Raw genomic sequence first — 22417 nt, forward strand, 5'->3', positions numbered from 1 at the left:
GGCGCCCACGGTCGACGGCTCTTCTACGCGCTCGGCCTCGACCACCCGACCACGGTCGAGGGATCGTCGACGCCCTTCGGCGGACCCGCACCAATGCGGCCTCCTTCCCGATGGCGACCAACGTGCAGTAGAGTTTGCAGCCACAGCGACGCGCCCGGCCTTCAAGATGTATTGGTATGATGGCGGACCGGCTCACGCGCCGCGGCCAGGCCGCGCTCCCGGACGACTTCAAGTACGTCACCGAGGGTGGTGTCTTCATCGTCGGCGAGAAGGGAGTGCTGGTGCACCAGACGTATGGTGCCAAGCCGCAACTCTTCCCGGCCGCCCTCATGGAAGAGGCCAAGAAGGTGCCCAAGACCGAGCGGCGCGTCACCACGACCCACGAGATGAACTGGGTCAACGCCATCAAGGGCACCGACGTCGCCTCGTCGCCGATTGAGTACGCCGCGAAGCTCGTCGAGACGATGCACCTCGGCGTCGCCGCCGTGCGTCACGCCGCCGCACTCAACTCGGGTCCGCAGAAGTTGCAGTACGACGCAGCGAAGATGGCCTTCACCAATCAGGTCGGTGCCAACCAGTACCTCACGCGACCCTATCGCGCAGGTTGGAACGTGGTCTGAGCCTGACGGACCGGCTCCCCGCCATCGGTGGCGGGGGGCGTGTGCGAGGGGTATCGTAAAGGAGAAATAGTTCTCACCCCTCTCGCGCAGGTGCCTCATGCGCCACTCGTCGTACCTTCTGGCGTGCGCTCTTCTTGCGGTCCTCGGCTGTGCCGAGGACCCTGTTGTCGCGCCCCCGGTGGCCAGTGCGCTGCAGGTCGTCAGCGGGAACTCGCAGAGCGGCACGCCGGGATATCGGCTCGGCGCCGAGGTGGCGGTGCGCCTCGTCGATCAGCGCGGCGATCCGGTCGCGGGCGCCACGATCAACTTCGCGAGCACCGAGTCGGGTGCGGTGGCCGAACCGAATCGCGCCGTCACCGATGCCGAAGGTGTCGCGCGCACGGCGTGGCGCCTAGGCTACGGCATCGGGAGTCAATCGCTCGCGGCCACGGTCGCTGGTGCAGAAATTCCCGCCGCGAACTTCACCGCGGCGGCTGCGAGTCAATCGCCGAAGTACGTCACTGGTGGCGGCCCCGGCATGTGCGTGGTGTATGCCGACGGCGTCTTGCGATGCGGCCTGCCGCCGACGCTCGGCGCGGCGAATCCGGCCTGGGCTGCGGTCGGCGGGACGATGCGGTTCAACGAGGTCGTGCTCGTGGATGACACCGCGATCGGCATGAAGGGATGCGCGATCGCGGAATCGGGGCGAATCTGGTGCTTCACACTGGGCGTTGACGGGACGGTCACCGGTCTGGCCGAGTTGGCGGGCAGTTATCCGATGCTGCACGGGATGAGTGGGAGTGGCGTGGCAACGCACGTACCCGCCTATTGCGCACTCAGTGCCGTGGGCGAGGCAATGTGCTGGGGTCGCAACGACAAGTTTCAGTTCGGCTTCATCCCCTCCGATGGTGTCGTGGTGCCCTCACCCACGCCGATCAACACCACGGAGCGTTTCACGATGATCGAGATCGGCTGGGAGGGCGGCTGCGCCCTGACCGCAGTCGGTGAGGTGTGGTGCTGGGGTCGCAATCGGCAGGGCCAGACAGGGCAGCTCCCCCCCACGACCACGACGATTCCCGCGCGCGTCTCCACCCCGACCCGTTTCTCGCGGATCGCGATGGGCGATTGGGACGACACGGCGTGTGGTGTTGCGATCACCGGCGGCCTCTGGTGCTGGGGGCTGGGGACGGGCATGCGTGGCACCGACGTGACCACACCGATTGGTCGGGTACCAGTCGCGATCCCGGGCCGGGAGAATGCGACCGACCTCACGCAGATAGCCTACGCGCTGGTCACCCTCAACGGCAACCGAACCGGCTCCGCCTGGGGTGCCTTCCCCTTCGTGGACGGGGCGGCCGTCAGCAATGATTTCGTCACCTACACGGCCGTACCGATCAGCGATTTCACCAACCGCACCGGCCGCGACGTCACCTGCGGTGCGGCCGCAGGCGCCTCTGGTACGCTCTGCGTCTCTGCGCGAAATCTTGTCGTCTCACGATATCCTGGCACCGGCCCGCTCCCGCCAGTGTTCGGCATTCCCCCGCAGTAGCACGCTCACGCTTCACCCACGAGGTCACCATGCGCATTGCCATGTCAGTGCTCGTCGCGGCCGGGGTCCTGGCCGCCTGTGGTGAGGATCCGGTCACCGGCCCCCCCGTCGCCACCGCCGTGCAGGTCGTGAGCGGCTCGGGTCAGACCGGGACGCCCGGCTACCGGCTCGGCAATGAAGTCGTCGTCCGCGTCACCGACCCCTCGGGTGTCCCCATCCCCGGCGAGACGGTCACCTTCACCACCACCGACGCCTATGCGGTTCCGGAACCGGCAACGGTTATCACCGATGACGATGGGATTGCACGGACCTGGTGGCGGCTCGGCGCCGTCATCGGGACGCAGCGCCTCCTGGCACAGATCGGCGATCTGCCATCAGCTCAGCTGACTGCCACGGGGTCGAGCCTCGCCATCCGTTCGATGACGAGCGGCTTTAATTTCGGTTACTGCATCGTGGATTCCGATGGCATCCTCTCCTGTGGTGGTCATCCCGGCTTCGGCGCTGCCAATCCGTCGGCGCGCGTGGTCGCGCCTGGAACGACCCGCTTCACGGAAGTCGTGAGCAGCTGTGCCGTCGCCGAATCGGGGCGGCTCTGGTGCTTCACCCGTGCCGCCGACGGCAGCTTCGCGACGTTCAATGAGGTCGCCGGGACGTACCCGGCGTTGCATGGCCTCACGAGCGGCTCCTCCTCAACCTCGGGCGCGTACTGTGGCCTCTCGGCAACCGGTCAGGGATGGTGCTGGGGGCGCAACACCGGCGACAATATCCTCGACGCCCCGGCCGCATCGAATACCGAGATTCCGCCGACGGCCATCTCCACCAACCAGCCGTTCGCGCGCATTCGCCTCGGCTTCGACACCGGCTGTGGCCTCACTGCGGAAGGGGTCGCGTGGTGCTGGGCGAGGAACGACGCTGCCAGGGTGGGCCAGCCCCAGCCGGGCGCCAGCATGCGCCCTACCGTCGTCAATTCGGCGGTGCCGTTCGCCGACCTCGCCCTCGACGATCTCCACTCCACCGTCTGCGGCGTCGCGTTGCTGGGCGGTGTCTGGTGCTGGGGGGAAGGATGGAGGTTCTCCGATGGCGCCGTCGTCGCCCTGATGGGCCCGACGCCGGTCGCGCTCGCCGGCTTTGGCAACGTCCGTGACATCACGATGAACCGGCTGCAGTTCTCCTCGCTCCATGCGGGCACGTCTGGCGCCACCAGTCATGTCGACTTTGAAGGAAGAGGGTCGATTGTCTGGCGGGCGGCCGACTTTGGTGGGCTCGTGCTTGAAAGCTGGCTCGACGGGGTTCAGGTCTTCCATGCGTGCGGCCGTGTCGCGGGCTCGTCCGCCGTCGTCTGCCGCGCCGTCGGTCCGAAGGCAGACGCGGTGCTGTTTGGGCCCAGGAACTACCGCCCCCTCGTCATCGGCGTCCCGCCGCAATAGTCTTCCGGAGACACCGCCGCGATGCTTACCCGCCTCCTCGACCACCTGATCTGGGCCGACCTCCGTACCGCGGATGCGCTGGCCACGTTGCCGATGCCCGACGCCGAGCTGCTGCGGCTTTACGCGCACGTCCTCGGCGCCGAGGCGGTGTGGCTGGCCCGGATTGCCGGCCGGAGCGGTGATGTGCTGGTGTGGCCGACACTCTCCCTCGAGGAATGTCGCCAGCTCGCGGCCACCAATCATGCCGAGTTCGTGATGATGCAGGGCGCGCTCGACGATGGTGATGGCGAGCGGGTCGTCAGCTACGCCAATACCCGCGGCGAACGGTTCGACAACACTGTCGCCGAGATCCTCCACCACGTCTGCCTGCACGGGATGTATCACCGCGGCCAGGTGATGCTCGGCATTCGCCAGGAAGAGGGGACGCCAATCTCGACCGATTTCATCGTCTTCGCCCGCGGCGCGTAACCACCCCCGCAGGACCGGCGGCCGAGGCAGGGAACTTCCCGCCTCGGCCGTTTTATTATTGGCGCATGATCACCCTACTCCTGGCGATGAGCGCCCTCGCGCCCGCCGACACGGCCAAGACCGTGAAGTTCACCGTGGACGCCGGCTTCGTGAATACCACCGGCAACACCGAGATCACCTCCGTCAACCTCGGCAACAAGCTCGAGGCCACCCAGAAGGGGTGGAAGTTCACCCAGACCGGTGGCGTGGTGTACGGCAAGAACGACGGCGAGGTGAACACCTCGCTCTGGCTCGCCTCGCTGCGCGGCGCTCGGGAGCTCTCCTCCAAGGTCTCGCTCTTCGTGGTCACCGAGTTCGACCGCAACACCTTCGCCGGCATCTCGTCGCGCTATGCGCCGCAGCTCGGCATCGCCGCGAAGCTCGTCGACGCGGAGAAGGACAAGCTCCGCGCCGAGATCGGCGGCGGCTACACCTGGCAGAATGCCGTGGCGGTCGGCGAGAGCGCGGAGTTCGCGGCGGGACGCGGGGCGCTGCTCTACGCGCGCCAGCTCGGACCCAAGGCGAGCTTCGGGCAGACGCTCGAGTTCCTGCCGAATTTCAAGACCAGCGACGATCTCCGCATCAACAGCGAAACCGCGCTCACCGCCCCGCTCGCGAGCGGGGTCGCGATGAAGGCCAGCTACGTGATTCGCTACGACGGACTTCCCGAAACGGGCTTCCGCAAAACAGATCGGATTCTCACCACGGGACTGCAGCTGGCATTCTGATCAGGCCGGGGGCGTCCGGGCCGCGGAAGGGTTACTTTCTGGGGATCCGGGCGCCTGGCAGGTGGCGGGCGTCGTCCTGTCGCGTCGTGCCCGCCGGAGCCACTCCATGTTCCCCATCGCCCGCCGTGCCCTCGTCCTCGCGCTGCTGCCCGTTGGGCTGGCGGCGCAGGCCGGCACGACGCCACCGCCGACCGGTGCCGTGGCCCCGCCGGTGGCACCGACGCCCGCGCCGAAGCCCCCCAACGTGATCAAGTTCACCGGCGACCTCGGCTACGTCAGCACCGCGGGCAATTCGTCGGTCCAAACCTTGAACCTCGGCGACCGGGTCAGCGCCAAGTTCGGCGTGGTCACCATCTCGCAGCAGTTCTCGCTGGTGCACGGGCGCAGCAAGGGGAAGACGGTCACCTCGCTCTATCGGGCGCAGGTGCGCTCGGACTATTCGCTGCAGACCACCTTCGGCATCTACGCCCAGGTCAACTACGAGCGCAACGTCTTTCGCCGGCCTCGCGTCCCGCATCGCGACCAACACCGGGCTGACGGCGTTGCTCCACGCTGACCCGCGCCACCGCCTCACCCTCGAGGGCGGCGTCTCGGTGACGGCACAGCGATCGGTCGACCCGACCAAGCGGCCGAATCAGGACTTCCTCGGTGGGCGCGCGGCGACGGCCTATACCCAGAAGCTCGGCGCCAAGGCCTCGTTTGCACAGACGATCGAGTTGCTGCCGAACTTCCGCGAGAAGGAAGACCTCCGCATCAACACCGAGAGCACCGTCGTCGCCCCGATCACCAAGGAGGTCGGCGTGAAGTTGAGTTATGTGATCCGCTACGACGGCCTGCCGCAGCCGGGCTTCCTTTCGACGGACCGCCTCTTCACCTCCGGCATCCAGATCACGCTCTGATGATGGCGCGCTCGATCCCCGGTCGCGAGCCATGCGCATGACCTCGCCCCGACCGCCGCTGGCCGAACCGCCCGATCTGCGGGCGGCGCTCCGCGCGGAGCCGGCGCTGCGCAAGGTGTTCAGCGCGCTCGCCTATACCCATCAGCGGGAACACATCGAGGCCCTGCTCACCGCGAAGAAGCCGGAGACGCGGGCGCGGCGGCTGGCGAAGACCCTCGACATGTTGCGCAGCGACCAGCCGGCGCGCGTCGCCACCAATTCGACCCGGCCGACCGTCGCCAAGATGAGCCTCCGCGCCGGGCAGCGGCTGCTGGTCCTCGATGCCGACACGGCGGCGCGCGCGACCTTCGCCGCACTGCCCGCCGGCGTCGAACGCGTCAGTCGAGCGGCAACGGCGAACGCTGACGTGGTGGTCCTCTACGCCCTCACAGCCGAAGCACTCGTCCGCCGTCTCCCGACGGCCCTCAAAGCACTCGTCCCTGGTGGCACCCTCTGGGTGGCGTACCCGAAGCAGTCCTCCGGCCGCGCCACGACGCTCACCCGCGACCATGGCTGGGCTGCGGTACACGCTGCCGGCTGGCGCGGCATCAACCTGATCGCCTTCGACGACCACTGGTCTGGAGAGAAATGTCGCCATGAGTGACCCACGCTACCCGATCGGACCCTTCGTCGCGCCCACCGGGTGGGACGAGCATCTCGTGGCCATGTGGCGCGGCGCCATCGCCGAGCTGCCGCGCGCACTCCGCGCGACCGTGTCGAGCCTCGACAATGCCGCGCTCGACACGCCCTATCGCGACGGCGGCTGGACCATCCGCCAGATCGTCCACCATCTGGCGGACTCCCACCTCAACGCCTATATGCGCTTCAAGCTGGCGCTGACCGAGGAGAATCCGGTCATTCGCCCCTATTCGCAGGAGGCGTTCGCCAAGCTCCCCGACTCGACGCACCTCACGGTGGCGCCGTCGCTGGAGATGCTCGAAGGACTCCACGTTCGCTGGGGGATGCTGCTGTCCACCCTTGACGACGCGGCGCTGCACCGCACCTTTGTGCACCCCGAGTACAACAAGACCTTCACGCTCGGCCACACCCTGGCGCTCTACGCCTGGCATGGTCAGCACCATACCGCGCAGATCATCGCCCTGTGCAACAGCCGGGGCTGGTAGCGGCACCGCAGCTCACGCTCGTTTCTTCCTTACTTGGAGATCGCAGATGGAGCGACAGAAGGTCGTCGGGATCGGGGGCATCGTCCTCTTTGCCGACAATGCGGATTCCCTCGCGCACTGGTACGAGCGCCACCTCGGCCTCTTCTTCACCCGCGAACCCGGCAGCCACGAGTGGTGGTGTGACTTCGGCGGCCTCTCCTTCTCGATTCATCAGGCGAAGCACCCGCTCGCGCATGACCGTCGCCAGGTCGAGATCACCTGGTACGTGAACGACCTCGACGCCCTCACCGAACAGCTCGGTGAACTCGGTGTCACCCTCGCCGAACGCCAGGAAACCATCGACGGCGACTTCGCCTGGCTCGATGACCCGGAAGGGAATCGGGTGGAGTTGTGGCAGGCGCCAGGGGTGTAACGAGAAGCGAGAAGGGAGAAGCGAGAAGCGTGGCTCGGCGGGAAGATCTCTCCGCTGGGCCACGCTTCTCGCTTCTCGCTTCTCGCTTCTCGCTTAGGGCCGTCTCGTCCGATCCGGAAACTCACTCCTCAGCTGTGCCGTCCCCTCGATCATCACCCGCATCGCCGCTTCGGGCAGGGCACTCACGCCGACCACGGTGAGGGCGGGTGGCGCGTCCTTCCCGAGCACGTCGAGGATGGCGGTGCGCACGGTCTCGACGGCCTCGGTCGAGGGATCGCGGAGGTAGACGGTCAGGCGGACCACGTCGCCGGGGACGCCGCGCGCGGCGCGCACGACGGTGACGAAGTTGCCCAGTGCCTGGCGGACCTGGCCGTTGAGGTCGGTCCCGACGAGGCGGCCGGCCGAATCGACCGGCACCATCCCCGAGACCTGCACCGTGAAGCCGACGCGAACCGCGGCCGGCATGCCATCGAGCGTCGGGACGGAGGGCGCGACGATCCGCTCCGGCGTGGCGGAGGGCGTCGGCATCACGCCCGGCGGTGTGCGCGGTGCGGGGGGTGCGCAGGCGGTGAGCGTCAGTCCGATGGTCAGCAGGGCAGCAGCAGTCGGTCGCATCGTCGTCCGGGGGAAGTGGGGAATGAGTCTCATGGCGCGCCGTACACCGCGCGGAGCCGATCGATCACGGCCTGGCGGATGTCGCGGTAATTGATGATCGGGCCGAGGCCGGCGTTGCCCGGGGCAAGGTAGCCGAGCCCCTTCTCCTTCCCTGTCAGAAGGAAGTCAGTGGTCGCCACGGTGTAGCGCCTCGCCGGGTCCAGTGGTGCACCGCCGACCAGCCAGCGCTCTCCGTCGCGCGTGACGCCAACGGGATGGAGATAACCGCCGGTGCCGCGATTGGTCTCGCCCTGCTGCAGCACCTGCTCGAGCAGCGCGCCGGTCATCGTGGTGCCGCTCACCCGGCCCCCGAAGGGAAGCACGCGGATCACGTCGTACTGGGTGATCGGCCCGGGGGCGATGACGTCGTCGATCCGGATCGATCCGCCGTTCATCAACCCCACCTCGGCGCCCGGCACTTCGGCCCGCAACGCCTCGGCGATCACGGTGGTGAGGCGACCCGGGCGCACCCGCACCGTCGCCTCGCGGCCGTCGAGTGCCTCGGTCAGCTTCGTGACGGTGGCGGTCGGGTCCATCCCGGCGGCACGATAGGCCGAGTCGCCGCGGGCCACCCAGGTGGATACCTCCCGCGCGACGGCTGGATCTTCGCGCAGGGACGAATCGATCGGCACGAAGCGCACATCGACCACAGGCCGGGCACCCCGACCCGGCAGGGTCAGCCGCACCAGCGCCACGCTGCGGATATTGGCGTCGGCCTTCACGATCGGCGTGAAGTGCGGTCCGCGGCGGATCAGGTAGTTCTCGTGTTCGTGGCCGCCCATGATCAGCGCGATCTGGGGAATCTGTTCCGCCAGCTGCTGGTCGGCGGCGAGCGTCAGGTGCGTCAGCGCGATGATCACGTCGACGTTGCTATCGGCGAGGGCGGTGACCTCGCGGGAGGCGGCCGCGAGCGGCTCCTCGAAGCGGGTCCACGCCGGGGCGTTGTCGCGGAGCACCACCCCGATCAGTCCCACCCGGAGCGTGCCGCCCGCCGTGCGGAGCCGCAGCACCGCCGAGGCGACGGTGTTCGGGAAGCGCGTCCCGCTGCTGTCGACCACGTTCGAGACCACCACCGGAAAGCGCGCCTCCGCCATCCGGGCGCGGAATTCGGCCTCGCGGACGTCGAACTCGTGGTTGCCGAGGGTGGCCCAGCTCACGCCGACGGCGTTCAGGACCGATACCATCTGGCGGCCGGCCAGTCGCTCCCCCCCGATCTCCGCCAGGCCGAGGGCCGAGGGAGAGAGGAAGTCGCCGCCGAGGGTGGTCACCACCCCGGGCAGGGTCCGCCGGAGCTGCTTGGCGAAGGTCGCCACGCGGGCCAGTCCGCCGATCTTCCCGCCGTCAATGGCGCCGATTTCGTAGACATCGTTGAAATGCAGAAAGGTCGCGGTCCGGGGGCCCCGCCCCTGCGCCTGGGAGGCGCCAGGGAGGGTCAGGACCAAGGCAATCAGCAGGTGCAGGGCACGGCGCATGGCGGGTCCGGGAAAGGGGCAACCCCGCAATCTGCCCCCGGGGGGCTGGCCCGCCAGCGCCCTTCTGTGCATCGTTCCGCCCGCGGGGCGTCCCCCCCGTCGTTCACCTTACAGAGGATGTTGCCATGCGGAAGATCGGTCTGGCCATTGCGGCCGTCGTTGCACTGAGCGGTTGTGTCAGCAAGAAGTCCTACGACCAGCTCGTGCTGGAACAGCAGCGGGTCACCGAACAGAAGGACTCCCTCGTGGCCGATGTGCTGGCCGCCACGCAGATGGTCACCGAGATCAACACCGATCTCGCCCGCGTCAAGGCGCTTGGCGTCTCGCCGGTCGCCGGTGGAGATCGGCCGCTCGCCGGCCGCGCCGAAGAGCGCGCGGTCCTCCTCGGCAAGGTACGCGAGGTGATCGCCCGCCTCGACGCCGCCGAGCAGCAGATCGAGGCCCAGAAGAAGCGGATCGGCGGCCTCTCGGCGGAGCGGACCAAGCTCGTCGCCCAGCTGGACACCTTCCAGAAGTCGATCAACGACCTCCGCACCGCCGCCCAGGAGCAGGAGGCGATGATCACGGAGCAGAAGGTCCAGATTGCGACCCTGACCTCGAAGGTCGACACGCTGAATCAGAAGACGGCGCAGTTGACCACCGAGAAGACCGCGGTGCAGGACACCCTCGTCCGCGTCATCGACGAGAGCCACGTCGTGTACTACGCGGTCGGCACCAAGGAGGAGCTGCTCAAGCGCGGCATCCTGGTGACCGAGGGGAGCAAGTTCCTGGTCTTCGGGAGCAAGACGCTGCAGCCGGCGCGCGATCTCAAGCCGGAACTCTTCCAGCGCCTCGATCGTCGTCGTGACACCGTCCTCACGGTGCCGGAGCCGAACAAGGAATACCGCATCGTGACGCGGCAGAGCGCCTCCTTCCTCGCCTCGACCGTGATGTCGAACGGCAAGGTGAAGGGCGACCTGCACATCTCGTCGCCGGAATTCTGGGACGGCGGGAAGTTCCTGATCCTGGTCCGCGATTGATGCGGGTCCGCTCGATCGTTGCGGCGACCGTGCTCCTCGTCGGGGCGGCCTCCTTGGCCGCCTCGACGGACGCACCGCCGGCACCGCTCGCGATTCGCGTGGTGAAGTCGCCGTCGTGCGGCTGCTGCCAGTCGTGGGTGGACTACCTGAAGACCAAGGGCTTCACCGTCACCGTCGAAGCGCGTGAGGAATTCACGGCGCTGAAGCGGGCGAACGGCGTGACGCCGGCGCTGGAGTCGTGCCACACCGCCTTCATCAACGGGTACGTGGTGGAGGGGCACGTTCCGGCCGAGCTGATCAAGAAGCTCGTCGAGACGAAGCCGGCGGGCGTGAAGGGGATCGCCGTGCCGGGCATGCCGATCGGCTCGCCGGGAATGGAGCAGGGGCCGCCACAGCGCTACACCGTCTACACCTTCGATGCGAAGGGGAAGGCGACGGTCTTCGCCGAGCGATGAGTATTCAGGACCGGGTGGCGCAGATCCGCGCCGCCGTGCTACGGATGGTGATCGGCGTCGTCGCGGTGGATGCGGTGGCGCTGATCGTCTTCTTTGTGGGGCACATCGACCAGCGGCCGACCTGGCGCTGGCCGATGCTCGGCATCTGGCTGCTGGCCACCCTCGCCGTGATCCTGCCGGGCCTCCGCGCCGTGCGGCTCGTCCGACGCAGCTAGGGCTGCGGCAGCGGCTCGCGCGCCAGTTCGTCCCGCAGTCGGTTCCGCGCCGCCAGAATCCGTTCCCGCACCCGCTCCCGCAATGCCGGGACATCGGCCTGGGTCAGCCCTTCCGTCGGTTCCGGCGCCAACACTTCGACAATCGCATGCGTCGCCCCGATGCGCCAATCGTGCTTGGCGATCGCGTAGCGCGTGCCGTAGAGGGCCAACGGGAGGATCGGGACACCCGCCTCGACCGCCAGCCGGAAGGCGCCGTCCTTGAACGGCAGCATCGCCTCCTCCGGTGAGCGCGTCCCCTCGGGGAAGATCATCACCGAGACACGGTCCGTCAGGCGCCGCTTGCACTCGTTCATCGCATCCTTCGCGCTGGTGCCGCGGCCCCGCTTCACGCCGATGTCCATCGCCGCCCAGAGCAGCCAGCCGAGGAAGGGGATCCGGAAGATCTCGACCTTGCTGAGCCACTTCATCTCCCACGGCAGGTGGGTGAGCAGCAGCATGTCGGCGAACGACTCGTGGTTGGACACCACCACATACGGGTGCCGCGGATCGGCCGGCATCACGCCCCGGGTCTCGAAACGCCAGCGTGGCGTGATGAACGCCACGAACGGCCCGATGTTCCGGAACCAGCGGCCACCCCGGTAGTTCCAGCGGTCCCACGGCCACGCCACCGCCCGGTAGAGCAGCACGCACGGCAGCGTCACCACCAGCGCCAGCGCCAGGAGTGTCCAGGTCCAGATGGAGGCGAGGGTGGTTCGGAAGCGGGTGAGCATGGGCCGGAAAAGTAAGTGACCGGTGACCTGTGACCAGTGACCCGTGCCTTGATCGCTGTTCCGGGTCACAGGTTACTGGTTACTGGTTACTCGTCACCCTATACTCTCCGCATGAACCAGACATCGATCGACCTCCTCGCCCGCCTCCTCGACGCCCCCGGGCCCTCCGGCTTCGAGCGTGCCCCGGCCCGCCTCTGGCGCGAGGCCGCCGCCTTTGCCGATGACGTGCACGCCGATGTCGGCGGCAACTCCTTCGCCACGGTGCACCCCGCCAGCGGGCCATCCGACGCACTCCGGGTGATGTTCGCCGGGCACATCGACGAGATCGGGGTCATGCTCGTCCACGTCGACGAGCACGGCTTCTGCTACTTCGAGCCGATCGGCGGCTGGGATCCGCAGGTCTTCGTCGGCCAGCGCGTCGTCCTGCTGGGGCGGAACGGCGCCGTCCCCGGGGTGATCGGCAAGCAGGCGATCCACCTGATGGATCAGGTCGATCGCGACAAGCTCTCGAAGCCGCACGACCTCTGGATCGACATCGGCGCCACGTCACGCGCCGAGGCGCTCGCGCTGATCGCGATCGGCGACGCCGGCGTGCTCGGCTCGACCGTCACGCACCTCCCGAACGGCCGCATCGTCTCGCGTTCCCTCGACAACCGCATCGGGGCGTTCGTCGTGCTCGAGGCGCTGCGCCGCCTCGCCGCCGATCGTCCCGCCCTGTCCGTCACGGCGGTCGCGACGACGCAGGAAGAGATCGCGTACACCGGCGGCGGAGCGCGCACGTCGGCCACCGCACTGGCCGCCCATGCCGCCATCGTGGTGGATGTCACGCATGCGACCGACTCGCCCGGGATCGAGAAGAAGCGCCATGGCGAGGTGAAGCTCGGCAGCGGGCCGGTCCTCTCGCGCGGTGCCGCCGTGAACCCGGTGCTCTTCGATCTGTTGGTGGAGACCGCAACCGCCGAGGGGATTCCGTTCACGGTGCAGGGCGCAGCGAAGTACACCGGCACCGACGCCGATGCCATCTTCACCGCGCGCGGCGGCGTCGCGACGGCACTGGTGTCGGTGCCGCTGCGGTACATGCACTCACCCAACGAATTGGCGGCGCTGAGTGATATCGAACATGCCGCGGCGCTGTTGGCGGCAACCGCGCGTCGACTCGAGCACGGCACCGACCTCATCCCGCGCTAACGCCAGCGCAGCTCAGGCCAGGGCGCGGCGGGCATCCGGGGTGTCGATCTGTTCGAGGGCGCGCCACGCCGCGGTGCGCACGACCTCCTCGTGGTGCTTGAGCAGTTGTGCCAGCGTCGGCACCGCGGTGAACATCATCCGACGGCCGGCCGCTTCTGCCACATCCGACACCACCTGCGGGTCGCTGCCGGTCAAGGCCGCCAGGATCGTCCCTTCGGCGTCCGGCATCTCCGCCAGCGCCGCGATGTAGGTGTGCCGGGCCGCGCGGTGATGGGCATCGCGCATCACTTCGACGATGGCGTCGGCGGCCTCCGCCCCGAAGGTCGTCAGCGCCTTGGCAATCACGGCAGGGGACATCGGCTCGGTGAGTCGACGCGCCATCGCCTCGAGCACGCGCGGCGGAGCCAGCCGACGCCGCTCGGCCCGGACACTCACCGCGTCGGCCGCCGAGACATCCAGGGTCGACAACTCGAGCAAGACCTCCGCCAGCGTCGCCTCATCGTTCGCGTCCACCGCCGCTCGGCCACGCTCGAGGATCGGGTCGAGGCGGGTCGACATCCCCGCGCGCTCGACGTCGGTGGTCCCGAGGGTGATCATCTCACTCCCACCCCATTCATCGGTCGGCATCGGACGCGGTGCCACGCCCGCATCACCGACCGGCGTCCGGGGGGAGGACATCGGATGCACACTGGCGCCCGGGACAATGAGGAGCAGTGCAGCGACGAACGAGGCCGGGTCGGGGTATTGCACCGGCGCCCCGACGAGCAGTTCGACGAGATCCCGCCACCGCGACGCCTCCACCTGGGGTGGAATGCTCAGGCCACCCAAGCGGAGTTTGGCCAGCGCCTCGACGACCTGCGAGACACCCGGGGCATTCGCCGGCACCGGAATGCCGTTGACGAGCAGGGCATCGTCGTCAACCGCAATGGCAACCGCCGAGCCTCCGACGGCACGCGCCAGCAACGACACCGCGCGCGCGTAGCTGGCCGGATCCTTTCCGGAGGCACTCGCCTCGTGCAACGACGAAGCGAGCAGGGCGATGAGTGGCACGGGCATATGCGCAATCTAGCGCGTTTGGCGGCGCGAGAGCGCGGCCGCGACCGCCACGTGGCGATCCTCTCCCGGCGGGAGGCCGAGGGCAAGGGCGGCGAGCAGCGTCGCGGGAAGGTCATGCCCCCCGGCGGAGAGGACGCTCCGGGTCGCTCCCTCCATGGTGATCCGCCCATCGCGCAGCCAGAGGGCGCGGTCGAGTGCCTCGTGGGCAAAGGCCGCATCATGCGTAATCGCCACCACCGCCCGCCCGCGCGCCACCCGCGCGCGAACGACCCCCGCGACGCGCGTGCGTGAGGCACCGTCCAGCGCGGCGGTCGGCTCGTCGAGCAGCAGGAGTTCGGGGTCGGTTGCCAGCACCGCCGCGAGTGCCACCAGGCGGCGGCGGGGCACTGGCAGGTCATACGGGTGTTCGTCGGCCACGTCCTCCAACCCGAGTTCGGTGAGCACGGCCGCGACCGCGTCGGCCACCTGCGTGCTGTTCCATCCAGCGAGCCGTGGGCCGACCGCGCATTCGGCCCGCACCGACGCCGAAAAGAGTTGTCGTTCCGGCTGCTGAAAGAGGAATCCAACGGCGGGGGCCAGGTCCTCGGGGTGCCGGCCGCGGGTGTCGAGCCCGCGGGCCGCGACGACGCCCTGCGTCGGATGATCCAGGGCCATGGCGAGCCGCAACAGCGTCGACTTGCCGGCACCGTTCGCGCCGAACAACCCGACCGCCTCGCCGGCGTGCACCGCGAGCGAGACGCCGCGAAGCACTGCGGGGCCGTCGCGATAGGCGAACTGCACGTCGCGGCATTCGAGCAGCGGTGCGCCGCTCCCGATCGGCGCCGCGAGCGTACTCGACACCGCGGCCGGTGCCGTGAGGCCCGCCGCATCCAGCAATGACGAGGTGTGGATCGGGCGCGGGGCCGGCATCTGCGCCGCGGCGGCGAGCGTCGCTGCCTCGGTGGTTGCCGCACCGGTGGCGAGGATCGCATCACTCGCGAGCAAGGTGGACGGCGCGCCGTCGAGTGCCACGGCACCACGCTGCAGCACGACCAATCGATCAGCCAGGTCGGCCATCGTGTCGGCCTCGTCGCAGGCGATCACCACGGTGGCGCCGCCCGCGGCGAGCCCGCGCAGCCACTGCTGTACGTGGGCGCGGCTGCTCGCGTCGAGGGCCGAGAAGGGTTCGTCGAGCAGCCAGAGCGTCGGAGACGTCGCGGCAAGCGCCGCGAGCAGCACGCGCTGCTGTTCGCCACCGGACAGGGCACGAGGCGCCCGATCGGCGAGATGCCCTATACCAAGCCGCTGCATCGCGTCGTCTGCCGCGGCGCGAATCTGCTCCACCGGCCAGCCGAGGTTCATCGGCCCGACGGCGATCTCATCGCGCACCGTGGCGGCGATCCCGCTCAACTGCAGCGCCGGGGTCGGCCCGAGGTGAGGCGATGCCGTGCGGCAGCGGTGCCAGCGTCGCCACGTCGCGCCCATCGAGGAGGACCGCTCCGGTCCGCTCGCCGCCCGTCAATCGGGGTGCGAGTCCGGCCATCGCCAGCAAGAGCGTGCTGGTGCCGCTGCCGAGCGCGCCGGTCAGCCAGGTGATGGCGCCGGGCGCGACGTCGAGCGTCACGCCGTCGAGGGCCCAGTGCGATTGCGCCGGGTAGCGAATGCGAAGTGCCTGCGTCGCGAGCGCGCTCATCGCGTCACTCGCCACCAGAGCATCACCAGCACCACCGCGAGCGCACTCCAGCGGACCAGATGATCGAGGGCACCGTCGGCCGGCGGATCCAGTGCCGTGCGGCGCCCCGGGGCGGTGAGCCCGCGGGTCTCGAGCGCGAGCGCCTGCTCGTCGGCCTCGGTCAGCGACGCGAGCAACAGCGGGAAGACCAGGGCGGGGATGGCGCGGGCGCGGGTCGCGATCGATCCGCGCACCTTGAGGCCGCGGGTGCGCTGGGCCTCACGCAGCCGGGTGGCCTGTTCGCCGAAGCGGCCCATGGCATCGAGGGTGGCGACGACCAGGAACGCCACGCTGAAGGGCCAGCGCCGGGCAATCGCCGCCTGAAGAAAGCGGTGCGGATCGAAGGCAAGGGCAAAGGCGAGCGAGGCGGTGACGATCGCGGCGAGTCGACTCCCTTGCTCAATGGCCCACGCGATGCCGGACGCGGAGAGCGTGCCACCCCACGGGGCGTCGATCCGCGGCCCCTCGCCCAGCACGCCATGCATCAGGAAGAGGAGGATCCAGAGCGGCGCGGCGAGCAGCATTCCTTGCCGCACAGCGCGCCCGACGCCGGTGAGGAGGGCGATCAGGCAGACCGCCGCGTAGAGCAGCGGCGGGCCATTCGGTGCCGGGACCAGCACGGCCAGCAGCACCATCGCCAGCGACACGCTCCCGGCGGTGAACGGGTGCGCCCGCGCGGCCAGGCCACGGCTCATCGGCCGACCGCCTTGGCACCGAGGGGGAAGCGGCCAAGAATCCGCCGCGGCAGGGCACGGAGCAGGGCGCCGACGACGAGGAAGGCGGCCGTCTTGTCGAGGACGTCGGTCGAAAGCGAGGCGGCGGTGACCGCCACCGACAGCGGCGCCCCCAGCGAGCGGAGCAGGGTGCTGACCGCCGTCACCCCGCCGGCCGTCACACCCCGAAACAACAGGTAGGAGATGACCGCGGAGGCCGCGCCGCAGGCCAGCCCGGTGCCGACGCCCCAGAGGCCGGTCCGCCACGACCCCCGAAATCCGCCGCTGCGTGCCGCCGCCACCGCCAGCAGCGCGACCAGCCACTGCAACGGGGTGAACGCCATCCACTGGTAGCCGGAGAGCATCCCGGAGAGCAGTTGGGAAATCGTTCCCACCAGCAACCCGCCGGGGAGGCCAGCCAGGACCGCGACCAGCATCGTCCCGAGGGTGTCGAGGTAGACCGGGAGCGAGAGCTCGTTCACGATCCGCCCGATGACCAGGTTGATCGCGACGGCGGCAGGGATGAGGGCGAAGAGGCGTGGTGACACGGCACCCGACGTGGTCTGGGGGGAGTGGAGCCGCTAGAATCTAGGGGTACCTCAACCCGGAATGTCTCATGCGCGTCCTCACTGCGCTCGCTCTCGTAGTTCTTGCCGCTTCGCCGGCGGCCGCCCAGCGGCCCGTCGATCCCAAGAAGCCGGCCCCCGCTCCCGCCCCGGTCACCGGCTACGGCGCCTGGTTCGGCTCGATCCCCGACATGGACAACTCCACGGCCGGGATCTACCTGAACGGCGTCACCGCCGGCTCGCCTGCCGAAAAGGCCGGGCTCAAGGCCGGGGACACCCTGCTCAAGATGGCCGGCAAGCCGACCATCGACCTGCAGTCGATGACCGAAGTGCTCCGGAACCACAAGCCGGGCGACACCATCACGGTCGTCTTCCAGCGCGAAGGCGCCGAGAAGTCGGTCGCGGTGATCCTCGGCGTGCGGCCCGGTTCGTGAGTCAGCCGGTGCTCGATGCCGATCGCGTCGTCACGCGACTGCGCTCGGCGTTCAACCACGCAGTCCCGCGGCAGGAGATGCTGACCCTCGCCGCGGAGCTGATCCAGGGAGCGGGTGCACCGTACACCTCGGTGTACCTCTACATGCTGCACGGCAACGAGCTGGTGCTCGAGGCCTACAGCGGGCGCGACACCGAGCACGATCGCATTCCGGTCGGCAAGGGCGTCTGCGGCACTGCCGTCGCCACGGGACAGGATCAGAACGTCGGCGACGTGCAGGGCCGCGAGAATTACATCGCCTGCAATCTCTTCACGCGCTCGGAGCTGGTCGTCCTGATCCGCCGCGGCACCCAGATCCTCGGCCAGATCGATGTCGACTCCGATGTCCTCGATCCATTCACCCCCGAGGAGGAGCGCGCCGTGCGGCAGGTGGCGGAGGCGCTCGCGGTCCTGCTGTGACGGAACGCACCATCACGCGCCAGGTGCGCGGCGTCTCGCTCTTCGAACGACGCATCGGCGAGGGCCCCGAGGTCATCGTGCTGCATGGCGGCCCCGGTGCGCATCACGACTACCTCCTCCCCGGCATGGATGCCCTCGCGACCCACCGCACGCTGGTCTACTACGATCAGCGCGGTGGTGGCCGCTCGCCGGTGGCGCGCGATGTTGCCGTCGGTTGGCGCGAACAGGTCGCCGATCTTGAGGCGCTGCGCGATGTCTGGGGGCTCGAGCAGCTGCATCTCCTCGGCTACTCGTGGGGCGGGCTGCTCGCGATGCTCTACGCCGTGACGCACCCGACGCGCGTCGCGTCGCTCGCGCTCGTCTCGCCGGCACCGGCGGCGAAGCAGGAACGGGCCGTGTATGAGGCGGCACTCGCCGCCCGCAATGCCACGCCGGAGCTGCTCGCCCAGCGGAAGGCACTGCAGGAGAGTGGCCTCCGGGCGCACGACATTCCGGCCTACAATCAACGCCTCTTCGAGCTCGCCGTCGCCGGCTACTTCCACGATCCGTCGCGGGTCGGTGAGTTGACGCCGTTCCGCCTCACCGGCCGCACGCAGCAGGAAGTCTGGAACTCCCTCGGCGAGGACTTCGACCTGCGCCCCGCGCTCCGTGCACTCGACGTGAAGGCCATCGTCGTGCACGGCGACGACGATCCGATTCCGCTCGCGACCGCCGAGGCCACGGCGGCCGCCCTGCGCGCGCCCTGCGTCGTGCTGCACGATTGCGGGCACGTGCCGTACGTCGAGGCGGCAGCGGACTTCCGTGCGGCCCTCGACCCGTTCTTGCCGCGCGCATGACAGACCGCCCGCATCCGTTCACGCTCGTCTTCGGCGGGCTCGCCGAGGAACATTTCCCGGCGGTACGCGACGCCGTCGGCGATGCGCCGGATCTCGACCACTTCCTGCTGGCCGAGGCGGTGGTGGAGCTGCTGCGGGGGATGCGGCCGGACGAGGGCGTCGGTGAGGCGATGGATGATTTCGTCGCCTTCACCCACGCCGCCTACTGTTTCTGGGCCGCGGGGTGTCACACGCAATCGATCGACCTCGCCACCACGCAACGCCTCTGTGCGCCGGCGATGGCGATCGGCACGCCGCCCCGAACCACGCAGTACATTCAGATCGCTCCGCGCCTGGTCTGGGCGCAGTTGTCCGATGGCGAGCCGCACGAGCCGCTGGACGGCTGGTTCGCGCTCCCTGATGGCAACGGGCTCCGGATGGTGGCGTGCTTCGGCGTGCATCCCGAGCGTCCGGGGTTGGCGGTGGTCGTGGTGCAAGGAGATGCCCCCGGGCCGATGGCACGCGAGGACGGCGTCGCGTTGTTTGCGCCGACGATGCCCGGTGGCGACACGGCAGGATTGCATTCGGTCGCGGCCCCTGAGGAGCTGATGCTGCTCGGGTGGCGCGCGGCCCGGATCGGAGAGGAGCGCTGAGATGGCGGTGATGGATCGGACGGCAGTCGCGCGCGCGCTCGACCAGATCGCGGCGTACCTCGAACTCAAGGGCGAGAACACCTTCCGCGTGCGCGCCTTCACCGCCGCCGCCAAGACGGTGGAGGGCTTTGCTGCGCCACTCGAGGAAGCCATCGCCGACGGCTCGCTGGCCGACGCGAAAGGCATTGGTCCCGCGATCCTGCAGACCATCACCGAACTGGTCCAGACCGGCCGTGCCGAACTCCTCGAGGAGTTGCGCCGCGAAGTCCCGCCCGGCCTCGTCGAGATGCTCCAGCTCTCCGGCCTCGGCGTCTCCAAGGTGCGCGCCATCCATCAGACGCTGCGCATCGACACGCTCGCCGAATTGGAAGTGGCGGCTGGTGATGGTCGCCTCGCGGCGCTGCCGCGATTCGGCGAGCGAACCGCGCAGAACGTCGCCAAGGGAATCGCCTTTCTCCGGCAGGCGAGCCAGTCGCGGCTGATCCACCACGCGCACGACGAGGCCGAAGGGCTCGCCGAGGCGCTGAGCCGCATGCCGCACGTCGTCGCCGTGCACATTGCCGGCGAGGTGCGCCGCCGGATGGAAACGGTGCGCGAGCTGGTCGTGGTGCTGGTGGCCGATGTCCCTCCGGAGGAGATCTTCCGGGCCTTGAGCGCGCTGCCTGGGGCCCGTGAAATCGCCGGACAGGACGAGCGTCGCGCCACGCTGCGGCTCGCAGCCGGCACCGCGGTGCAGGTCATCGTGACTCCGCCGCAGAATCTCGGCGCCGTCCTCGTGCAGGCCACCGGCAGTGCCGAGCACCTCGCCGACCTCGCGGCCCACGCGACGTCGCGCGGCTTCACGCTCGCCGGCACCGCGCTCTGGCAGGGGAGTCGCTTCGTCCCGACGCCAAGCGAGGAGTCCCTCTACCACGCGCTCGGCCTGCCCTGGATCCCGCCCGAGCTCCGCGAGGCCGGCACCGAACTGACGGCGCCGGTGCCGCGGCTGCTCGAGCGCAGTGATCTGCGCGGCTTCCTGCACTGCCACACCACCTATTCCGACGGCAGCAACTCGGTGGCGGAGATCGCGGCGGCCTGCCTCGCCGAAGGCTATGCCTACTGCGGCATCACCGATCACTCGCGCGCGGCGGCCTATGCGGGCGGGATGCAGCCCGATGACTTGCGCCGGCAGTGGGACGAAATCGACGCCGTCAACGCGGCGATGCCCGGCATTCGCGTGCTCAAGGGGATCGAGAGCGACATCCTCGCCGATGGTGCGCTCGACTATCCCGACGACATCCTCGCCGGTTTCGACTTCATCATCGGCTCGGTCCATTCGCGCTTCACGTTGACGCGCGAGGAGATGACCGTCCGGATCTGTCGTGCCCTGACCTCGCCGTATCTCGCGATTCTCGGCCATCCCACCGGGCGGCTGCTGCTGGCGCGGGAGCCGTACCCACTCGATCTCGACCGCATCTTCGAGGTGGCGGCTGCCAACCGGGTGGCGATCGAGATCAACGCGGACCCGCATCGCCTCGATCTCGATTGGCGCGTGCTGCGCGCGGCACGTGCCGCGGGCGTGATGATCACCATCGGCAGCGATGCGCACACCGTGGCGGGGCTCGCCAATGTGCGCTGGGGCGTCGGGGTGGCACGAAAGGGCGGCCTCGGCCGCGACGACATCCTCAACTGTCGCGACGCCGACGGCTTCCTCCGCTTCGCACGCGCTCGTCGTCCATAGATGGCACGGGAGGCCAAGGCCGCCAGGGCGAGCCGCGTGCTGGAACTGCTCGCGCGGCTCAAGGCCGAGTACCCCGACGCCCACTGCGAGCTCGACTACCGCAACGCCTTCGAGTTGCTCGCCGCAACGATCCTCTCGGCCCAGTGCACCGACGTGCGGGTCAACCTGGTCACGCCGGCGCTCTTTGCGCGCTACCCCGATGCGCACGCGCTTGCGGCGGCGAAACAGGAAGACGTCGAGGAGCTGATCCGCTCCACCGGCTTCTTCCGCAACAAGGCGAAGTCGCTCATCGGGATGGCCCAGGGGCTGGTGGCGGAGTTCGACGGCGAGGTGCCCCGGACCATGGCCGAGCTGCGGCCGCTGCCGGGTGTCGGCCGGAAGACGGCCAACGTCGTCCTCGGCAATGCCTTCGGGCTCAGCGAGGGGATCACGGTGGACACCCATGTCCTCCGCCTCTCCCGCCTGCTGGGCCTCTCGCGGGCCACCGATGCGGTCAAGCTGGAACAGGAGCTGATGCCACTCATCCCTCGGGATGACTGGGCCCTGGTCTCCCACCTGCTGATCTGGCACGGGCGGCGGGTGTGCATCGCGAATCGGCCGAGGTGCGGGGAGTGCGTGCTGAATGACCTGTGTCCGAGCCGGCAGGATGATCGATGATCGATGATCGATCATCGATGGACGATCATCGATCATCGTATATTGTAGCTTCACTTTTTGAGGATCTTTCCGATGTCCAAGACTGCCACTCTCGTCACCGCCCGCGGCACCATCACGGCCGAGCTCTTTCCTGAGGCCGCGCCGGGAACGGTCGAGAATTTCGAGAAGCTTGCCAACAGCGAGTTCTATGACGGCGTGCGCTTCCACCGCGTCATCAACAACTTCGTGATTCAGGGTGGCGATCCGCTCTCGAAGGATCCGAACAACCCGCGCGTCGGCACCGGCGGTCCGGGCTGGACCATCAAGTGCGAGACCAAGGGCAACCCGCACAAGCACGCGGCCGGCTCGCTCTCGATGGCGCATGCCGGCAAGGACACCGGCGGCTCGCAGTTCTTCATCGCGCATTCGCCGCAGCCGCACCTCGACGGCATCCACACCGTCTTCGGGCAGGTCACCGAGGGGATGGACGTGGTCAATGCGATCAAGCAGGGCGACGTCATCACCTCGATCCGGGTGAGCTGACCCTGCACGTCGAACTCGCAGCCCTCGCCGACTATGCCCTGGTCGATCAGTACGG

At 69.0% G+C, this 22417-nt stretch carries 29 protein-coding genes; 21 read left to right on the forward strand and 8 right to left on the reverse strand.

The window, feature by feature from the left end; all coding sequences use genetic code 11:
• Positions 1-179: 179 nt before the first annotated feature.
• The 10 genes from IPG05_15290 to IPG05_15335 all read left to right on the forward strand — a co-directional run bounded on the left by IPG05_15290 (position 180) and on the right by IPG05_15335 (position 7284).
• Complete coding sequence (locus IPG05_15290) at positions 180-620, forward strand: hypothetical protein (protein MBK6496440.1); 441 nt, start codon at positions 180-182, stop codon at positions 618-620.
• 178 nt (positions 621-798) lie between these two features.
• Positions 799-2148, forward strand: a complete 1350-nt coding sequence (locus tag IPG05_15295) for a hypothetical protein (GenBank protein ID MBK6496441.1) — start codon at positions 799-801, stop codon at positions 2146-2148.
• A gap of 29 nt (positions 2149-2177) precedes the next feature.
• A complete protein-coding gene (locus IPG05_15300; GenBank protein ID MBK6496442.1) occupies positions 2178-3575 on the forward strand; it encodes an Ig-like domain-containing protein in 1398 nt (465 codons plus the stop codon).
• Between the two features lie 21 nt (positions 3576-3596).
• Complete coding sequence (locus IPG05_15305; GenBank protein MBK6496443.1) at positions 3597-4043, forward strand: DinB family protein; 447 nt, start codon at positions 3597-3599, stop codon at positions 4041-4043.
• 65 nt (positions 4044-4108) lie between these two features.
• Entirely contained in the window at positions 4109-4810 is a 702-nt protein-coding gene (locus IPG05_15310) for a DUF481 domain-containing protein (GenBank protein MBK6496444.1), read from the forward strand.
• Between the two features lie 106 nt (positions 4811-4916).
• On the forward strand, positions 4917-5366 hold the full coding sequence (locus tag IPG05_15315; protein ID MBK6496445.1) for a DUF481 domain-containing protein: 450 nt from the start codon (positions 4917-4919) through the stop codon (positions 5364-5366).
• The gene (locus IPG05_15320; protein ID MBK6496446.1) at positions 5248-5709 is read left to right on the forward strand and encodes a DUF481 domain-containing protein; all 462 of its coding nucleotides are present in this window, start codon (positions 5248-5250) and stop codon (positions 5707-5709) included. The genes IPG05_15315 and IPG05_15320 overlap by 119 nt, the downstream gene beginning before the upstream one ends.
• Before the next feature lie 37 nt (positions 5710-5746).
• Positions 5747-6352, forward strand: a complete 606-nt coding sequence (locus tag IPG05_15325) for a YdeI/OmpD-associated family protein (protein ID MBK6496447.1) — start codon at positions 5747-5749, stop codon at positions 6350-6352.
• Positions 6345-6872 carry a putative metal-dependent hydrolase gene (locus IPG05_15330; GenBank protein MBK6496448.1) on the forward strand — a complete coding sequence of 176 codons (528 nt, stop codon included), beginning with the start codon at positions 6345-6347 and terminating at the stop codon, positions 6870-6872. The genes IPG05_15325 and IPG05_15330 overlap by 8 nt, the downstream gene beginning before the upstream one ends.
• Before the next feature lie 46 nt (positions 6873-6918).
• Entirely contained in the window at positions 6919-7284 is a 366-nt protein-coding gene (locus IPG05_15335; GenBank protein MBK6496449.1) for a hypothetical protein, read from the forward strand.
• A 93-nt stretch (positions 7285-7377) separates the two neighbouring features.
• Here the strand turns inward: IPG05_15335 and IPG05_15340 are convergent, their stop codons facing one another.
• On the reverse strand, positions 7378-7932 hold the full coding sequence (locus IPG05_15340) for a RidA family protein (protein ID MBK6496450.1): 555 nt from the start codon (positions 7930-7932) through the stop codon (positions 7378-7380).
• Positions 7929-9410 (reverse strand): bifunctional metallophosphatase/5'-nucleotidase, encoded by a 1482-nt coding sequence (locus IPG05_15345; protein MBK6496451.1) that lies wholly within the window; start codon positions 9408-9410, stop codon positions 7929-7931. The genes IPG05_15340 and IPG05_15345 overlap by 4 nt, the downstream gene beginning before the upstream one ends.
• A gap of 125 nt (positions 9411-9535) precedes the next feature.
• On the opposite strand from IPG05_15345, the gene IPG05_15350 reads away from it, so the two are divergent.
• The 3 genes from IPG05_15350 to IPG05_15360 are packed head-to-tail and all read left to right on the forward strand — an operon-like array spanning position 9536 to position 11099.
• Positions 9536-10429, forward strand: coding sequence for a hypothetical protein (locus tag IPG05_15350; GenBank protein MBK6496452.1), 894 nt, complete (start codon positions 9536-9538; stop codon positions 10427-10429).
• Positions 10429-10884: a DUF411 domain-containing protein gene (locus tag IPG05_15355; protein MBK6496453.1), complete on the forward strand. Its 456-nt coding sequence runs from the start codon at positions 10429-10431 to the stop codon at positions 10882-10884. The genes IPG05_15350 and IPG05_15355 overlap by 1 nt, the downstream gene beginning before the upstream one ends.
• Complete coding sequence (locus IPG05_15360) at positions 10881-11099, forward strand: hypothetical protein (GenBank protein MBK6496454.1); 219 nt, start codon at positions 10881-10883, stop codon at positions 11097-11099. The genes IPG05_15355 and IPG05_15360 overlap by 4 nt, the downstream gene beginning before the upstream one ends.
• On the opposite strand, the gene IPG05_15365 is transcribed toward IPG05_15360, so the two are convergent.
• The gene (locus IPG05_15365; GenBank protein ID MBK6496455.1) at positions 11096-11869 is read right to left on the reverse strand and encodes a 1-acyl-sn-glycerol-3-phosphate acyltransferase; all 774 of its coding nucleotides are present in this window, start codon (positions 11867-11869) and stop codon (positions 11096-11098) included. The two genes, IPG05_15360 and IPG05_15365, sit on opposite strands and share 4 nt — an antisense overlap.
• A 111-nt stretch (positions 11870-11980) precedes the next feature.
• Between IPG05_15365 and IPG05_15370 the strand changes: the two genes are divergently transcribed.
• The gene (locus IPG05_15370) at positions 11981-13057 is read left to right on the forward strand and encodes a M20/M25/M40 family metallo-hydrolase (GenBank protein MBK6496456.1); all 1077 of its coding nucleotides are present in this window, start codon (positions 11981-11983) and stop codon (positions 13055-13057) included.
• A gap of 12 nt (positions 13058-13069) precedes the next feature.
• On the opposite strand, the gene IPG05_15375 is transcribed toward IPG05_15370, so the two are convergent.
• From IPG05_15375 to IPG05_15395, 5 genes are read right to left on the reverse strand one after another with little or no spacing between them, the layout of a single operon-like run.
• A complete protein-coding gene (locus tag IPG05_15375; GenBank protein ID MBK6496457.1) occupies positions 13070-14113 on the reverse strand; it encodes a HEAT repeat domain-containing protein in 1044 nt (347 codons plus the stop codon).
• A gap of 9 nt (positions 14114-14122) precedes the next feature.
• Positions 14123-15577 carry an ABC transporter ATP-binding protein gene (locus IPG05_15380; protein ID MBK6496458.1) on the reverse strand — a complete coding sequence of 485 codons (1455 nt, stop codon included), beginning with the start codon at positions 15575-15577 and terminating at the stop codon, positions 14123-14125.
• Positions 15471-15785 (reverse strand): ATP-binding cassette domain-containing protein, encoded by a 315-nt coding sequence (locus IPG05_15385; protein ID MBK6496459.1) that lies wholly within the window; start codon positions 15783-15785, stop codon positions 15471-15473. The genes IPG05_15380 and IPG05_15385 overlap by 107 nt, the downstream gene beginning before the upstream one ends.
• Positions 15782-16519, reverse strand: a complete 738-nt coding sequence (locus IPG05_15390; protein MBK6496460.1) for an energy-coupling factor transporter transmembrane protein EcfT — start codon at positions 16517-16519, stop codon at positions 15782-15784. Before IPG05_15390 ends, IPG05_15385 begins: the two co-directional genes overlap by 4 nt.
• Complete coding sequence (locus IPG05_15395) at positions 16516-17085, reverse strand: hypothetical protein (GenBank protein ID MBK6496461.1); 570 nt, start codon at positions 17083-17085, stop codon at positions 16516-16518. The genes IPG05_15390 and IPG05_15395 overlap by 4 nt, the downstream gene beginning before the upstream one ends.
• A 68-nt stretch (positions 17086-17153) precedes the next feature.
• On the opposite strand from IPG05_15395, the gene IPG05_15400 reads away from it, so the two are divergent.
• The 7 genes from IPG05_15400 (at position 17154) to IPG05_15430 (ending at position 22362) form a co-directional block, all read left to right on the forward strand.
• Positions 17154-17537, forward strand: coding sequence for a PDZ domain-containing protein (locus IPG05_15400; protein ID MBK6496462.1), 384 nt, complete (start codon positions 17154-17156; stop codon positions 17535-17537).
• Positions 17534-17995: a GAF domain-containing protein gene (locus tag IPG05_15405; protein MBK6496463.1), complete on the forward strand. Its 462-nt coding sequence runs from the start codon at positions 17534-17536 to the stop codon at positions 17993-17995. Before IPG05_15400 ends, IPG05_15405 begins: the two co-directional genes overlap by 4 nt.
• Positions 17992-18831, forward strand: coding sequence for an alpha/beta hydrolase (locus tag IPG05_15410; GenBank protein MBK6496464.1), 840 nt, complete (start codon positions 17992-17994; stop codon positions 18829-18831). Before IPG05_15405 ends, IPG05_15410 begins: the two co-directional genes overlap by 4 nt.
• Positions 18828-19463 carry a hypothetical protein gene (locus tag IPG05_15415; GenBank protein MBK6496465.1) on the forward strand — a complete coding sequence of 212 codons (636 nt, stop codon included), beginning with the start codon at positions 18828-18830 and terminating at the stop codon, positions 19461-19463. Before IPG05_15410 ends, IPG05_15415 begins: the two co-directional genes overlap by 4 nt.
• A gap of 1 nt (position 19464) precedes the next feature.
• Positions 19465-21183, forward strand: a complete 1719-nt coding sequence (gene polX, locus IPG05_15420; protein MBK6496466.1) for a DNA polymerase/3'-5' exonuclease PolX — start codon at positions 19465-19467, stop codon at positions 21181-21183.
• Positions 21184-21840: an endonuclease III gene (gene nth, locus IPG05_15425; GenBank protein MBK6496467.1), complete on the forward strand. Its 657-nt coding sequence runs from the start codon at positions 21184-21186 to the stop codon at positions 21838-21840.
• A gap of 72 nt (positions 21841-21912) precedes the next feature.
• Complete coding sequence (locus IPG05_15430) at positions 21913-22362, forward strand: peptidylprolyl isomerase (protein MBK6496468.1); 450 nt, start codon at positions 21913-21915, stop codon at positions 22360-22362.
• The last annotated feature ends 55 nt before the right edge of the window (positions 22363-22417 follow it).

The sequence above is a fragment of the Gemmatimonadota bacterium genome (genome assembly GCA_016704275.1).
Classification (GTDB): Bacteria; Gemmatimonadota; Gemmatimonadetes; order Gemmatimonadales; family GWC2-71-9; genus Palsa-1233.

Coding starts and splice junctions, on each gene's coding strand:
- IPG05_15380 (MBK6496458.1), bottom strand. CDS start 15,577: ATGGGCGCGACGTGGCGACGCTGGCACCGCTGCCGCACGGCATCGCCT.
- IPG05_15370 (MBK6496456.1), top strand. CDS start 11,981: ATGAACCAGACATCGATCGACCTCCTCGCCCGCCTCCTCGACGCCCCC.
- IPG05_15330 (MBK6496448.1), top strand. CDS start 6,345: ATGAGTGACCCACGCTACCCGATCGGACCCTTCGTCGCGCCCACCGGG.
- IPG05_15305 (MBK6496443.1), top strand. CDS start 3,597: ATGCTTACCCGCCTCCTCGACCACCTGATCTGGGCCGACCTCCGTACC.
- IPG05_15375 (MBK6496457.1), bottom strand. CDS start 14,113: ATGCCCGTGCCACTCATCGCCCTGCTCGCTTCGTCGTTGCACGAGGCG.
- IPG05_15365 (MBK6496455.1), bottom strand. CDS start 11,869: ATGCTCACCCGCTTCCGAACCACCCTCGCCTCCATCTGGACCTGGACA.
- IPG05_15360 (MBK6496454.1), top strand. CDS start 10,881: ATGAGTATTCAGGACCGGGTGGCGCAGATCCGCGCCGCCGTGCTACGG.
- IPG05_15340 (MBK6496450.1), bottom strand. CDS start 7,932: ATGAGACTCATTCCCCACTTCCCCCGGACGACGATGCGACCGACTGCT.
- IPG05_15310 (MBK6496444.1), top strand. CDS start 4,109: ATGATCACCCTACTCCTGGCGATGAGCGCCCTCGCGCCCGCCGACACG.
- IPG05_15350 (MBK6496452.1), top strand. CDS start 9,536: ATGCGGAAGATCGGTCTGGCCATTGCGGCCGTCGTTGCACTGAGCGGT.
- IPG05_15335 (MBK6496449.1), top strand. CDS start 6,919: ATGGAGCGACAGAAGGTCGTCGGGATCGGGGGCATCGTCCTCTTTGCC.
- IPG05_15430 (MBK6496468.1), top strand. CDS start 21,913: ATGTCCAAGACTGCCACTCTCGTCACCGCCCGCGGCACCATCACGGCC.
- nth (MBK6496467.1), top strand. CDS start 21,184: ATGGCACGGGAGGCCAAGGCCGCCAGGGCGAGCCGCGTGCTGGAACTG.
- IPG05_15345 (MBK6496451.1), bottom strand. CDS start 9,410: ATGCGCCGTGCCCTGCACCTGCTGATTGCCTTGGTCCTGACCCTCCCT.
- polX (MBK6496466.1), top strand. CDS start 19,465: ATGGCGGTGATGGATCGGACGGCAGTCGCGCGCGCGCTCGACCAGATC.
- IPG05_15390 (MBK6496460.1), bottom strand. CDS start 16,519: ATGAGCCGTGGCCTGGCCGCGCGGGCGCACCCGTTCACCGCCGGGAGC.
- IPG05_15315 (MBK6496445.1), top strand. CDS start 4,917: ATGTTCCCCATCGCCCGCCGTGCCCTCGTCCTCGCGCTGCTGCCCGTT.
- IPG05_15385 (MBK6496459.1), bottom strand. CDS start 15,785: ATGAGCGCGCTCGCGACGCAGGCACTTCGCATTCGCTACCCGGCGCAA.
- IPG05_15355 (MBK6496453.1), top strand. CDS start 10,429: ATGCGGGTCCGCTCGATCGTTGCGGCGACCGTGCTCCTCGTCGGGGCG.
- IPG05_15290 (MBK6496440.1), top strand. CDS start 180: ATGGCGGACCGGCTCACGCGCCGCGGCCAGGCCGCGCTCCCGGACGAC.
- IPG05_15415 (MBK6496465.1), top strand. CDS start 18,828: ATGACAGACCGCCCGCATCCGTTCACGCTCGTCTTCGGCGGGCTCGCC.
- IPG05_15325 (MBK6496447.1), top strand. CDS start 5,747: ATGACCTCGCCCCGACCGCCGCTGGCCGAACCGCCCGATCTGCGGGCG.
- IPG05_15400 (MBK6496462.1), top strand. CDS start 17,154: ATGCGCGTCCTCACTGCGCTCGCTCTCGTAGTTCTTGCCGCTTCGCCG.
- IPG05_15300 (MBK6496442.1), top strand. CDS start 2,178: ATGCGCATTGCCATGTCAGTGCTCGTCGCGGCCGGGGTCCTGGCCGCC.